Consider the following 12,909-nt stretch of genomic DNA (forward strand, 5'->3'; position numbering starts at 1 on the left):
CCGTGGAGGAGGAGCTGTCCCTGCGCGTCGGGATCGTGGGGCTGGGACTGATCGGCGGCTCCCTCGCAAAGGCGTTCCGGGAATACACGAACTGCACCGTCTGGGGCTTCGACCGCGATCCCGCTGTCCTTGACAGTGCGCTGGCCTGCGGAGCGATCGATTTCGCGGGAGCCTGGGACGATCTGGGGCGGCTGGATCTGCTGATCCTTGCCCTCTATCCGCAGGCCGCCGTTGCTTTCGTGCGGGAGCACGGCGCGAAGCTTTCCCGCTCGTGCCTGGTCACCGATACCTGCGGCATCAAGACAAAAATCTGTGCCGATCTCTCCGCCCTCGCGCGGGAATACGGCTTCCGCTTCGCCGGGAGCCACCCGATGGCAGGCCGTGAAAAGGTGGGCTTTGCCGCCAGCGAAGCCTCCCTGTTCCGTGGGGCCAGCTATCTTATCACCCCATGCGGCGCGTCGGAGGAGGATGTCGCCCTGCTGCAGCGCATGGCGCAGGCGCTTGGCTTCGGACGGTGCGTGGTTACCACACCGGAAGAGCATGACCGGATGATCGCTTTCACCAGCCAGGTTCCTCACGCGCTGGCCTGTGCTTATGTCCTGAGCCCGCAATGTCCCGGACACAAGGGCTTTTCCGCGGGCAGCTACCGCGACGTTTCCCGTGTGGCAAACATCAACGAAACCCTATGGACGGAGCTTTTCCTGAGCAACGCGGACCCCCTTGCCCAGGAGCTGGATACTCTGATTGACAACCTCTCCGCCGTGCGCGACGCGGTACGGGAAGGTGACGAAAAACGTCTTTGCGCACTCCTGCGCCAGGGGCGGCTTGTCAAGGAAGCTTTGGGCGAGTAAAGGGATGGCAAGGCACCGTCCGGTCAAAATAAAAGAAATGCTATATCTATAATTATAATAAGGAAGGAGCTCCGCACAGGCAGCGGCCTGCCGCGGAAACGGATTCCATTATGCAGCTGACAGTCAACACCTCAAAACCGTATGAAATCATCATCGAGCGCGGCTGCCTCGACGAGCTGGGCGGACGCTGCGCCGCCCTGTTTTCCGCCGGGGCGAAGGCCGCCGTCATCAGCGACAGCAACGTGTTCCCGATTTATGGCGAGCGCGCAATGGCTTCCCTGCGCGAAGCGGGCTTTGCCCCCTCCTCTTTTGTGTTCCCCGCCGGAGAGGGCAGCAAGCAGCTCTCCACCGTGGGGGACATGCTCGGCTTCCTCGCACAGCAGGGACTGACGCGGAGCGACTTTCTTGTGGCCCTCGGCGGCGGCGTGACGGGGGATATGGCCGGCTTTGCCGCCGCATGCTACCTGCGCGGCGTTTCGTTTGTGCAGGTTCCCACCTCGCTGCTCGCGCAGGTGGATTCTTCCGTGGGAGGCAAAACAGCGGTGGATCTGCCGCAGGGCAAAAACCTCGCCGGAGCCTTTCACCAGCCCGCCCTCGTCCTCATCGACCCCGACACGCTCGGCACGCTCCCGCCGCTCTTTTTCTCAGACGGCATGGGAGAGGTCATCAAGTATGGCTGCATCCGCAGCCGCGCGCTGTTTGATACGCTTCGGGACGCCGCCGATCTGACGCCGCAGATGGAATCCATTCTGTTTTCCTGCGTGGACTGCAAGCGGGAGATCGTGGAGCACGATGAATTTGACACCGGGGAACGGATGGTGCTCAACTTCGGCCACACGCTGGGCCACGCGCTGGAAAAGGCGCACAGCTACACCGGTTTGACGCACGGGGCTGCCGTTGGGATCGGCATGGTGCTGATGGCACACCTGGGTGAGCACATGGGATTGACGGAAGCGGGAACAACGGAACAGATTGCCTCTCTGCTGGAAAAATACGGCCTGCCCGTCTCAGACAGCACACCGCTTGACCAAATCGTGGAAGCCACCGCGTTGGATAAAAAGGGGCTGGGCGGTGATTTGCGGATCGTTCTTCTGCGCACGATCGGAGACAGCTTCGTTCACCGCCTGCCGCGCGCGGAATTTGCCCGCCTGTGCCGCGAAGCCTTCGCGGAGTGGGAAGGACGGTGAAAGCAATGGACGCGGATCGCGTGACGCTTCTGCCCGGCCGTCTGAACGGCTGTGTGGACGCGCCGCCCTCAAAAAGTGCCGCGCACCGGGCCATTCTCTGCGCCGCCCTCGCAGCGCTCTCGTCACCGGGAGAAACGGAAAGTATCCTCTCCCCTCTCGCCCTGTCCGACGATATCCGGGCAACGCTGTGCGCCGCGCACGCACTCGGCGTGCGGGCTGTCCTTGAAAACGGCGTGTGCACCGTCTCCGCCGGGACACGCCCGACGGGAACCGTCTCGCTTGACTGCGGGGAAAGCGGATCCACGCTCCGTTTTCTGATCCCAATTGCCGCCGCCCTCGGCATTCCCGCCGTCTTTACCGGGCATGGCCGCCTGCCGGATCGTCCCATCGGCATTTACACGGAACTGCTGCCGCAGCACGGCGTTTCCTGCCGGACGCAGGGCGGTCTGCCGCTGGCGATTGAGGGTCGTTTGCAGCCCGGCTGCTTTTCCCTGCCCGGAAACGTCAGCTCCCAGTTTATCACCGGCCTGCTGCTCGCCCTTCCGCTTCTGCCGGAGGACAGCGAAATTTGCCTGACCACACCGCTCGAAAGCGCCGCCTACGTTGCGATGACGGTGCAGGCGATGGATGCGTTCGGCGTGCATGTGGAACGCACCGCGAACGGCTGGCACGTCCCCGGACAGCAATCATACCGGCCCTGCCGCCATACAGTGGAGGGCGATTGGTCGCAGGCGGCGTTTTTCCTCGCGGGCGGGGCGCTCGGCGGGGATGTCTCCGTCCGGGGTCTGCGGGAGGATTCCCTGCAAGGGGACAAAGCCATCGCCGATCTGCTCGCACAGGGCGGGGCGCGGCTCACCTGGGAAAATGGAGCTCTGCGCTGCACGGCGGATCAATGGCACGGGATCGCGATCGACGCTTCCCAGATCCCGGATCTGGTGCCGATCCTCGCCGCTGCCTTTTCGCTCGCGGAGGGAGAAACCGTCATCCATCACGCGGAGCGGCTCCGTCTGAAGGAGAGCGACCGTCTGGCCGCGATGGCCGAAGGGCTGACCGCGATCGGCGCACAGGTGGAGGAAACGCCGGACGGGCTGATCCTGCACGGCGTACCCGCCCTCGCGGGAGGAACCGCCGAAGGAAAGAACGATCACCGCGTGGTGATGGCGATCGCCGTCGCCGCCCTGCGCTCCGATTCTCCGTGCACCGTTACGGACGCCGGAAGCATCCGCAAAAGCTACCCTGATTTCTTTCAGGACTATCAAATGTTGGGAGGGACTGCACATGGCAGCATCATCCGTCTGGGGAACGAACCTCAGAATCTCGATCTTCGGTGAAAGCCACGGCCCGGCTGTGGGCGTGGTAATCGACGGTCTGCCCGCTGGGGAACCGATTGACCGCGACGCTCTGCTCGCCCAGATGGCGCGCCGCGCGCCGGGCCGGGACAAGAGCTCCACACCCCGCAAGGAAGCCGACACACCTGAATTCCTCAGCGGCATGCTGAACGGGCGCACCACAGGCGCGCCGCTGTGCATCGTCATTCAAAATACCAATACACGCTCGGGCGATTATGCCAACCTGATGCAGGTTCCGCGCCCCGGCCACTCCGATTATCCGGCCTATATTCATTACCACGGCTGCAACGACGTGCGCGGCGGCGGGCATTTTTCCGGGCGGCTGACGTCCTGCCTGTGCGCCGCCGGGGCTGTCTGCCGCCAGATCCTCGAACGGCGGGGAATCCACATCGGCAGCCATGTGGCCGCCGTGGGGCCGGTGCGCGACGCTGTTCTGCCCGGGCCAGAGGTCCCGCAGGAATTGCTGCACCGCCTGTCCGAAGCATATTTTCCCGTGATCGGGGAGGGCGTGGAGGAACAGATGCGCGCCGTGATTGAGGAAGCACGCATGGCCCGCGACAGCGTGGGCGGGATTGTGGAGTGTGCCGTCACCGGCCTGCCCGCCGGTCTGGGCGGCCCGCTGTTCGGCGGCGTGGAATCGCTCTTTTCCTCCATCCTCTTCGGCATCCCCGCCGTAAAGGGCGTGGAATTCGGGGAAGGCTTCGGCGCTGCGTCTCTGCGCGGCAGCGAAAACAACGATCCGTACACCGTCGCGGAAAACGGGGAGATCCGCACCGTCTCCAACCACGCGGGCGGGATCCTCGGGGGCATCACGACCGGGATGCCGCTCGTATTCCGCATCGCCGTCAAGCCCACCGCATCGATCTCCCAAAAGCAGAGAAGCGTCGATCTGCAAATCCGGAGCGAAACCGAACTGGAGGTACACGGACGGCACGACCCCTGCATTGTGCCGCGTGCCGCACCCGTCGCGGAGAGCGCCGCCGCCGTGGCCGCGCTGGAGCTGCTGCTCTTAAACGGTGCCCTGCGCCCCTGAGAACAAGGAAAGGAACGAAACCACGATGACACTCGAAGAAATCCGAAAAAAAATTGACGCGATCGACGCTCAGCTTCTGCCGTTGTTTGAAGCACGGATGGACTGTGCCCGGGAGGTTGCGGCGGTGAAAAAGGAAGCCGGGCTGCCCGTGCTGAATCCGGAACGTGAGAAAGCCATCCTCGACCGTGTGGCCGGACAGGCGGGCGAATACGCCGGGGCGGCGCGCGTCCTTTATTCCACCCTGATGGAGGTCAGCCGCGGACTCCAGCATGGCCTGCTTGACAGCGGCGCTCCCCTGCGCGCACTGGTGGCGGAAGCCGAACCGCTTCCAAAGCAGGTGGGGCGCATTGCCACCTTCGGACGCCCCGGCTCGTTCTCACACACTGCCGCGCAGCGTCTCTTTCCCGGCTGCACCCCCATCACCTTCAACAGCTTTTCGGAGATCTTCCGCGCCGTCGAAGCCGGGGACGCGGAATTCGGCGTGCTTCCGGTGGAAAATTCCTCCGCAGGCTCTGTGGGTGAAGTCTATGATCTGATTTTGCAGTTCCGCTATTTCATTGTGGGCGCGGCCACACTCGGGGTGCACCATTGCCTGGCCGTCCGGCCCGGCGCGGCGCCTGTGCGCGTTTATTCCCACCCGCAGGCTCTTGCACAATGCTCGGAACGGATTGCCGCCCTGCATTTGCAGCCCGTCCCGTGTGAAACAACATCCGAGGCCGCCTTCACCGCCGCACAGGAAGCGGACGCCGCCGCCATCTGCTCCGAGGAAGCCGCCCTCTCCGCCGGACTGACGATTCTGGAACGCGGGATTCAAAATACAGAAAACAACTGCACCCGCTTTATTGTCATCAGCCGCACGCTCTTTCTCCCCACAGATGCGGATAAGATCAGCCTGTGCTTTTCTCTGCCGCACCAGACCGGTTCGCTGCACGCGGTGCTCTCCCGGTTCGCGCAGGCGGGGCTGAATCTTACGAAAATCGAAAGCCGTCCGATCCCGGGCCGCCGCTTTGAATATGACTTCTATCTCGACTTCACCGGAAACGTTCAGGACCCGGATACGCTGACGCTCCTTGCTTCCCTCTCCGCTGAGCTTCCCCGCTTTTCTTTCCTTGGGAACTATACAGAACGCGAATAATGTGTTATAATCAAAACCGAAAACGTAAGTTTTCGGTTTTCTTTTACCATTTCGTAAGTTCCAATCGGAAATATGAGGGAGGATTGTCTGTCATGAACATTGACGTCAGCGAGTTTGCCAAGCCCTGTCCCTGCGGCCATACACACGAAATCTCCGTGTGCGGCATCTACATTGAGCCGGGAGCCATCCGCCGCCTGCCCGCTCTGCTGGACCAATCCGGCTGCCAAAATCCCGTCATCCTCTGCGACGAAAACACTTATGAGGCGGCGGGGAAGGCCGTGCGCGATCTCCTTCCTGGAAGCGGCCTGATCGTTCTCAACCCGGAAAACCTGCACGCCAACGAGCACGGCGTCGCCATGGCGGAGGAACAGCTTGACGCGCTCCATACCCCGGACGTACTGCTCGCTGTCGGTTCCGGCACAATCCACGACATCACACGTTTTATCGCGCATAAGCGGGGACTGCCCTTCGTCTCCGTACCGACAGCGGCCAGCGTGGACGGTTTTGTTTCCACCGTGGCCGCCATGACGTGGAACGGCTGCAAGAAAACCTTTCCCGCCGTGGCTCCGGTTCTTGTCGTCGCGGACAGCGACATTTTCTCCCGTGCGCCGCACCGTCTGAACGCTTCCGGCTTCTCCGATCTGCTCGGCAAATACACCGCTCTGGCGGATTGGAAGATCGCCCACGCTGTCACGGGTGAATACATCTGTGACCGTGTCTGCCAGCTGGAATACGATGCCCTTAAAGTCGTCTGCCAGCGGCTTGACGCCATCCGAGAGGGCGGACGCGAGGCCTGTGAGGAGCTGATGTACGCGCTGCTGCTCTCCGGCCTTGCCATGCAGATGGTCGGCAATTCCCGTCCGGCTTCCGGCGCGGAGCATCACATGTCCCACCTGTGGGAGATGGAGGTCATCAACGGCCATGTCAACTATTATCACGGCGAGAAGGTTTCCGTCGGCCTGGTGCTCTCCTCCGGCATCTACCACCGTGCCGCGGAGGAAATCCGCCGGGGCGCTTTCACCATCCGGGATCACATGCCGCTGGAAATGGATTTGCTCGAATCCAGCTTCCCGGACAAGGCCATGCTCGGGGAAATTCTGGACGAAAACCGCGTGAACCCGCTCGACGCCATCCAACCGGACACGCTGCGCGCCGCTTTGCCGGATATCCTGCGCTCCATTGAGGAAATCCCCACGCCGCAGGAGCTGACAGATATGCTTGCCCGCGCCGGAGCGGGCAAAAGTCTGGCGGAGATCGGCCTGCCCGACTCCATGCGCGCCCCCACCGCCCGTCTCTCCCCCTATGTCCGGGCGCGCCTGACCTTTATGCGGATGCTCAAGCTCTTCTCCTTTGAGCACGATATCCTGTAAACGGGTCAGCCCTTCAGCGCTTTACACACAGCGGTATATAGGAAACTCTCCGCAATGCAAACGCCCCCTGGCGCAGCACTTTTTGCCTGCGTCAGGGGGCATTTTCTCTGTCATTGATTGGCCGCATCAATCCTACAGGGGAATGTCCGTCACTCGCGGGACGGCATACATTCCAAGTGGGAAGAGAATCAGCGGCCTCCGGAAGCGTACTCACCCATGTGAATATCCAGAACCACTCTGGGCGGCTGGATCAAAGCGTCCTCATACTGACATTTCCACTGGAGATCCTGGCACATCCTGCCGCCCTGAACGCCGTCTACGGTCTCGCCGCTTTCGATGGGGTTATCATTGGCCAGGAGGTAAGAAGCCACATTGTAAGCATGGTTGACCACCCAGTTGGGATCCATCCCGTGAAAATGATATTGCAGATCCGGGAGGAACAGAGTGCTCATGCCCACTGTGTCAATCAGCATATCCTCTGTGCCTTCAATGTTGAAAAACCGGGCATTGACGCCAAAACGGATGAAACGATCCGGCCCCTGCATCTGGTGGGAGCGCACATCCTCCGCCAGAAACAGCTTGCCGCAGTTCTGAAAATAGAACGCCTCGCAGTCCGGGTACAGCTCCGCCAGAGCATCCAGAAAATCCGCGTCCAGGTTGGCTCTCTCCAGAGCAGGAAGCGCGGAAGTCAGCATGTCGACAGCCACAACCTGATACTGGCACTCCCGGAAAATCCGCTCCCGATCCTCCTGACAGTCCCACATCTGGCTCAAGAGGAAAGTGTCAAAGCTATCTCCCTTGAACTCGGTGCATCCTGTCACCATGAGCTGCACCGGGGCCTTGCCGTCCTTAAACTCCGCGATATGATCCAAAGCGGCAAAGCCCACGGTCTTTTCCTCATGGCAGAAGCACTCCACGGCTCCGATATGCCGCTCCATCACGGCGATCATTTTCTCCTTGTCCGGCATGGACACCGGCTCTTTGAACAGCATCTGAATGAGATACGGACCGCCGGGCATCACTTCCTTCGCGTTCTCCAGGTTCTGCTGAAACACTTCTTCGCTCATAGTTTATTCTCCTATCTATCAATTCAAATTCATCCCTTTTGATTCTGTGTACCGTCAAAGTCAGGCAGCAGCCGATTTCTCTGCCCCATATTTGCAGACAAGCGGATCAAAAGGATTTTTTCAAAAAGTGAAGCCCCTGCTCCATCTCCGCTTCAAAATGTTCCCAGCGGCATTCGATCGAAACACGTCCGTCATATCCAGCCTCACGCAGAGCCTTTCCAAAACATGCCAAATAGGCTCCCCCGTCCGCGCCGGGTACCATACGCCCGGGAGGCTCCGCTACATGGATATGCGCAAGCCATTCCCGTTCGCGGGAAAGCACAGAGAAATCCTCCTGCTCACAGAAAACATGATAAGCATCCGCCAACACACGGATCTGCGGCAAATCCAGGCGGCGCGCAAGCCGAGCCGCTTCCTCCACGGTGTTCAGGACATTGCATTCTGTTTTGTTGAGCGGTTCAATAACCAGTGTGACACCCGTCTGCGCACAGAAGCGGCTGCACAAGGTCAAAAAGTCCGCGATCACATCCTCGCCCACCTCACGCGGGGTATCTTTAGGAATCCGTCTCGCTCCTCCGCTTCCAAAAACAACCGTATCAATGCCCAGATCCGCCGCACGGTGCAGAACGCGCTCCACATGCCCGCGCAGCTTCTCTTTCTGATCCGGCGCAAAAAGAGAAAGCTCCCCCGGAAGGAAACAGTTCGCCGCCTGAATCGGCAAACCTCCCACCTGCTGCTCCCGGCGCAGGGCGGCAAACTCTTCGTTTGTCATTGCAGCCAGCGGCGCAGCGGCAATTTCTCCATAGGCAAAACCCATTGCTGCCAGACGATGGGCCTGTCCGGCGTCGAACGGCCCACCCGGCAGGCAGCAGCCAAAAGAAAACATACTCTCTCCCCTTTCACTCTCTCGTTCTTCCATGCCTGCCACATGGAAAAACCTGCTGGAAACCGCATCCCCCGGATACAGATGCGCCATCGCAAATCCGAGGGCTGCCTGCACTCTTATCCTTCATTTTAGCCTCTTCCCCATTGGTTGTAAACTGATTTATTTTTCCTTTCCGCAGAAAACTGAAGGAAATCCAAAAAAACGTCCTGCATCATGAAAAATAATTTCCTGAATCAAAACAGACATTTTGCTGAAACCCCTGGGAATTCATAAAAAATGTGCTATTATGGTGTAGAGAAACGGACGGGAACTGATATCAGTTCCGGCATATCAAAATCCAAGACAACACACAGGAGGAAACTACCATGCGTTATCAGATTGCAGCTTTCGCCGATGAGGCTGACGCCGCCATATCCGGCCAAATCGAAGCTATGCGGGCGGAACACATTTCCCTCCTTGAAATTCGCGGTGTCGACGGCAAAAGCGTCGCCGACCTGACCGTACCGGAGGCCAAAGCGCTGCGCGCCCGCCTGGCGGACGAGGGGATCGCCGTCTGGTCCGTGGGTTCACCATACGGTAAATCAGAAGTAACCGAAGCGTTCGGTCTGCGTCTCGATGAATTCCGGCATGGCCTTGAGCTCGCAGAAGCCCTCGGCGCATCCCATATCCGCCTGTTCAGTTTTTATCTGCCGCGCGGCGAAGCGCCGGAAACCTTCCGCGATGAGGTGCTGGATCGTCTTTCCCGCTTTTGCGAGGCGGCAAAGGGAAGCGGGATTGTCCTGTGCCACGAGAATGAAAAGGGAATCTACGGCGATGTGGCCCCGCGCTGCGCGGAGATCCACCGCGCTCTGCCGGAGCTGAAGGCCGTCTTTGACCCGGCGAACTTCATCCAGTCCGGCCAAGCGACGCTCCCGGCCTGGGAGCTGCTCGCACCTTATGTGGAATACATGCACATCAAGGATGCCATGCCGGACGGCAGCGTTGTTCCGGCGGGCTGCGGCGAGGGGCATCTGCCGGAGCTGCTGCAGCGGTATCAGGGGACGGTGCTGACACTCGAGCCGCATCTGGCCGTCTTTGAAGGACTCAAGGCACTGGAGCAGGAGGGTGCGCGCTCAGACGTTCCCTCCTACCAGTACGCATCAAACCGTGAAGCGTTCGCTGCTGCCGCCGCCGCGCTGCGGAAGCTGATCGGCGAAAACACATAAAGGGAGGAAAACAGCATGAGAAAAGTAAAGCTTGGCATCATCGGCGTGGGCAATATGGGTTCAGGCCATTTGAAAAATATCAAGGAGGGGCTCTGCCCTGAACTTGAAGTCGCCGCTGTGGCCGATATCAATCCCGATCGGCTCAAGTGGGCGCGCGAACAGCTCGGCGAAGATCTGCCCGTTTTTTCCACGGCGGAAGAGATGCTTGACAGCGGGCTGATCGAAGCGGCGCTTGTCTCCGTCCCGCACTACGACCATCCCAAATACGCTATCGAGTGTTTTCAACGGAACCTCCATGTAATGGTGGAAAAACCCGCTGGTGTCTACACCAAGCAGGTGCGGGAAATGAACGAGGCCTCCGCAAAGTCAAATGTAAAATTCGGCTTGATGTTCAACCAGCGCACCGATCACATCTACCGCAAAATGCGCGAGCTTGTGCAGGGCGGCAGTCTCGGCCAAATTCGCCGCACAAGCTGGATCATTACGAACTGGTATCGTCCGCAGGCGTACTACGATTCCGGTGCCTGGCGCGCGACATGGAGCGGCGAAGGAGGCGGCGTTCTGCTGAACCAGTGTCCGCACAACCTCGATCTGTGGCAATGGATCTGCGGCATGCCGGTCAAGGTGGACGCCAAACTTCATTTCGGAAAATGGCACGACATCGAGGTGGAGGACGATGTGACGGCGTATGTGGAGTACGCGAACGGCGCGACGGGCACCTTCATCACTTCAACGGGCGATGCTCCCGGTACAAACCGCTTTGAGATCACCCTGGACGGCGGCAAGCTCATCGCGGAGAACGGCGAGCTGACACTTTGGAAGCTTGAAATGCCCGAACCGGAGTTTACCCGCACCAACACCATCCCGTTCGGCTGCCCGAAGGCGGAGAAAATCCAGGTGGAGACAGACGGCAAATCGGAGCAGCACGTCGGCGTGCTCAACGCCTTCGCCGCCGCTATCCTGCGAGACGAGCCATTGATCGCCTCCGGCACAGAGGGCATCTTCGGTCTCACCATCTCAAACGCCATGCATCTCTCCACGTGGCTCGGCCATCCGGTGGAGGTTCCGTTTGACGAGGACCTGTTCTGCGAGGAGCTCAAAAAGCGCATCGCCACCTCCCGCCGCAAGGAAAACGTCACCGCCGTCATCGCGGATACCTCCGGCACCTATGGGGGCGCCAAAGTGCCGAATTGACTGCGCTGCCCGCTGGCATCTCTCACCACGCCCCTTAACCCGGAGCCGCTTGTTCCGGGTTTTCGGAAAGACAACCGAATAAATTGGTTGAATTCACACTTTTTTTGCTCCTTTTGCATCAGAAAAAGCAGCTGATTTTCGCTATAATGAGAACAGATTTTCATTAGGAAAGGAGGGAATGAGGAAGGTGCAGGAAAAAGCCTTTCAGGAAAACGTGCGGCACTGGATAGAGACGCACAAGGACGAAATGCTTCGGGATCTCACAATGCTTGTGAACATCCCCAGCGTTTCGGATTCCGCTTCCGGGATTGCGCCGTTCGGGCAAGGCTGCCGGGACGCGGTGGACGCCTTTCTGGAGCTGGGAAAAAAATACGGATTTGAGACCAGGAACTATGAATACTATGTCGCGGAAATCCGTATGGGAAATGCAGAACATGACATTGGCCTGTGGACGCATCTGGACGTGGTTCCGGTGGGCGAAGGCTGGCTGTATGAACCATTTTCCGCTGTGCAGAAGGGCAACTATCTCATCGGACGCGGAGCACAGGACAACAAAGGTCCGGCCATCGCCATGCTCTATGTAATGCGCTGTCTGCGGGATCTGGGAATCGAAATGAAGCACTCTATCCGCCTGTTTGCCGGAACCAATGAGGAAAAGGGAATGGCGGATATGGATTACTATACCAAACGGTATGCATGTCCTGAATTCAGCCTTGTTCCGGACAGCGGGTTTCCGGTATGTTACGGGGAACGCGGCGCTTTTGATTTTGCAGTCACCACGGACAAACCGGTCAGCGACGAGTTTCCTGCCGTTTATGCCGGAGAAGTGCGCACCATGATCCCGGAGACAGCCCGTGCCGATTTCACAGGATGCGCAGGAGCGGAGGCTTTTTTGCGCACCTGCACAGAACCGCCGTATTCTGTAGAGGGAAAGGTATTGACCGCACACGGCATATCACGTCACGCCATGTCACCCGATGGAGCGATTTCCCCGCTGGGACTTTTGGCCCGTGTTCTTCTTTCCTGCCCGTCCCTGAGCGAAACGGATCGGTCTGCATTGGAGTTTTTGCAGGACGCCTGCTCTGATTTCCAGGGAACGGCGCTGGGACTGGCCTGTGCGGATGAGGAATCCGGTCCTTTGATTTGCGCTGCCACAATGCTCCGTCTGGAACCGGATCGCCGCCTGACCTTTGAGGCAAGCGCAAAATTTCCCGTTTCCATGCGCTGCGCCCAGCTCGAGCCTCTGGTAAGAGAAGCCTGCGCGGCGCGGGGATGCAGCGTAAACATTCTGCGCGCCGGAAATCCCAATTATTACAACCGGGACCATCCCGCGGTGCAGCGTCTCACGGAGGTTTACAATCGTGTGATGGGAACAGCGGAAAAACCGTTTATCATGAGCGGCGGCACCTACGCCCGCAAGATCCCGCGCGCCGTCGCCTTTGGCACGGGCATGCCGGTGGAACCTCTGCCGTTATCTGTTTTTCCAAAGGGACACGGCGATTTCCATCAGCCGGACGAAGCGCTGGATCTCACGCGGCAGCTCCGTTCGATGGAAATTTACGCCCTGGGATTGGCTGCCATTGATGATTTGACGTTCTGATACTGCGCCCCACAGGGGGCTCAAGCAAAAGG

The 12,909-nt window shown here is 59.7% G+C and carries 11 protein-coding genes; 9 read left to right on the forward strand and 2 right to left on the reverse strand.

Going from position 1 to position 12,909, the window contains the following annotated elements; all coding sequences use genetic code 11:
- The first annotated feature begins 2 nt into the window (after positions 1-2).
- The 6 genes from B5F35_RS03060 (at position 3) to B5F35_RS03085 (ending at position 6,925) form a co-directional block, all read left to right on the forward strand.
- Positions 3-851, forward strand: a complete 849-nt coding sequence (locus B5F35_RS03060) for a prephenate dehydrogenase (protein WP_242969377.1) — start codon at positions 3-5, stop codon at positions 849-851.
- A gap of 110 nt (positions 852-961) precedes the next feature.
- Complete coding sequence (gene aroB / locus B5F35_RS03065; RefSeq protein WP_087237960.1) at positions 962-2,038, forward strand: 3-dehydroquinate synthase; 1,077 nt, start codon at positions 962-964, stop codon at positions 2,036-2,038.
- Positions 2,039-2,043: 5 nt separating this feature from the next.
- Positions 2,044-3,369 (forward strand): 3-phosphoshikimate 1-carboxyvinyltransferase, encoded by a 1,326-nt coding sequence (gene aroA, locus B5F35_RS03070; protein WP_087237962.1) that lies wholly within the window; start codon positions 2,044-2,046, stop codon positions 3,367-3,369.
- Positions 3,317-4,420 carry a chorismate synthase gene (gene aroC, locus B5F35_RS03075; protein WP_087237965.1) on the forward strand — a complete coding sequence of 368 codons (1,104 nt, stop codon included), beginning with the start codon at positions 3,317-3,319 and terminating at the stop codon, positions 4,418-4,420. Before aroA ends, aroC begins: the two co-directional genes overlap by 53 nt.
- Before the next feature lie 25 nt (positions 4,421-4,445).
- Positions 4,446-5,555 carry a bifunctional chorismate mutase/prephenate dehydratase gene (locus B5F35_RS03080; RefSeq protein WP_087237968.1) on the forward strand — a complete coding sequence of 370 codons (1,110 nt, stop codon included), beginning with the start codon at positions 4,446-4,448 and terminating at the stop codon, positions 5,553-5,555.
- Between the two features lie 92 nt (positions 5,556-5,647).
- On the forward strand, positions 5,648-6,925 hold the full coding sequence (locus B5F35_RS03085) for a sn-glycerol-1-phosphate dehydrogenase (protein WP_087237970.1): 1,278 nt from the start codon (positions 5,648-5,650) through the stop codon (positions 6,923-6,925).
- A 188-nt stretch (positions 6,926-7,113) separates the two neighbouring features.
- Here B5F35_RS03085 and B5F35_RS03090 read toward each other — a convergent pair whose 3' ends face one another.
- On the reverse strand, positions 7,114-7,992 hold the full coding sequence (locus B5F35_RS03090; RefSeq protein ID WP_087237972.1) for a DUF4261 domain-containing protein: 879 nt from the start codon (positions 7,990-7,992) through the stop codon (positions 7,114-7,116).
- A gap of 106 nt (positions 7,993-8,098) precedes the next feature.
- Positions 8,099-8,911 carry a sugar phosphate isomerase/epimerase family protein gene (locus B5F35_RS03095; protein ID WP_242969387.1) on the reverse strand — a complete coding sequence of 271 codons (813 nt, stop codon included), beginning with the start codon at positions 8,909-8,911 and terminating at the stop codon, positions 8,099-8,101.
- Between the two features lie 332 nt (positions 8,912-9,243).
- Between B5F35_RS03095 and B5F35_RS03100 the strand changes: the two genes are divergently transcribed.
- The 3 genes from B5F35_RS03100 (at position 9,244) to B5F35_RS03110 (ending at position 12,877) form a co-directional block, all read left to right on the forward strand.
- On the forward strand, positions 9,244-10,083 hold the full coding sequence (locus B5F35_RS03100) for a sugar phosphate isomerase/epimerase family protein (protein WP_087237976.1): 840 nt from the start codon (positions 9,244-9,246) through the stop codon (positions 10,081-10,083).
- Between the two features lie 15 nt (positions 10,084-10,098).
- Positions 10,099-11,277, forward strand: a complete 1,179-nt coding sequence (locus B5F35_RS03105; RefSeq protein WP_087237978.1) for a Gfo/Idh/MocA family protein — start codon at positions 10,099-10,101, stop codon at positions 11,275-11,277.
- 178 nt (positions 11,278-11,455) lie between these two features.
- A complete protein-coding gene (locus B5F35_RS03110; RefSeq protein WP_087237980.1) occupies positions 11,456-12,877 on the forward strand; it encodes a Sapep family Mn(2+)-dependent dipeptidase in 1,422 nt (473 codons plus the stop codon).
- Positions 12,878-12,909: the final 32 nt, after the last annotated feature.

The sequence above is a fragment of the Anaeromassilibacillus sp. An200 genome (assembly GCF_002160025.1).
GTDB classification, from domain to species: domain Bacteria; phylum Bacillota; class Clostridia; order Oscillospirales; family Acutalibacteraceae; genus Caccousia; species Caccousia stercoris.

What these genes read in the sequence shown, in the direction of transcription:
- B5F35_RS03085 (WP_087237970.1), top strand. Translation starts at nt 5,648, where the DNA reads ATGAACATTGACGTCAGCGAGTTTGCCAAGCCCTGTCCCTGCGGCCAT.
- B5F35_RS03095 (WP_242969387.1), bottom strand. Translation starts at nt 8,911, where the DNA reads ATGGAAGAACGAGAGAGTGAAAGGGGAGAGAGTATGTTTTCTTTTGGC.
- B5F35_RS03090 (WP_087237972.1), bottom strand. Translation starts at nt 7,992, where the DNA reads ATGAGCGAAGAAGTGTTTCAGCAGAACCTGGAGAACGCGAAGGAAGTG.
- B5F35_RS03110 (WP_087237980.1), top strand. Translation starts at nt 11,456, where the DNA reads ATGAGGAAGGTGCAGGAAAAAGCCTTTCAGGAAAACGTGCGGCACTGG.
- aroC (WP_087237965.1), top strand. Translation starts at nt 3,317, where the DNA reads ATGGCAGCATCATCCGTCTGGGGAACGAACCTCAGAATCTCGATCTTC.
- aroB (WP_087237960.1), top strand. Translation starts at nt 962, where the DNA reads ATGCAGCTGACAGTCAACACCTCAAAACCGTATGAAATCATCATCGAG.
- B5F35_RS03100 (WP_087237976.1), top strand. Translation starts at nt 9,244, where the DNA reads ATGCGTTATCAGATTGCAGCTTTCGCCGATGAGGCTGACGCCGCCATA.
- aroA (WP_087237962.1), top strand. Translation starts at nt 2,044, where the DNA reads ATGGACGCGGATCGCGTGACGCTTCTGCCCGGCCGTCTGAACGGCTGT.
- B5F35_RS03080 (WP_087237968.1), top strand. Translation starts at nt 4,446, where the DNA reads ATGACACTCGAAGAAATCCGAAAAAAAATTGACGCGATCGACGCTCAG.
- B5F35_RS03105 (WP_087237978.1), top strand. Translation starts at nt 10,099, where the DNA reads ATGAGAAAAGTAAAGCTTGGCATCATCGGCGTGGGCAATATGGGTTCA.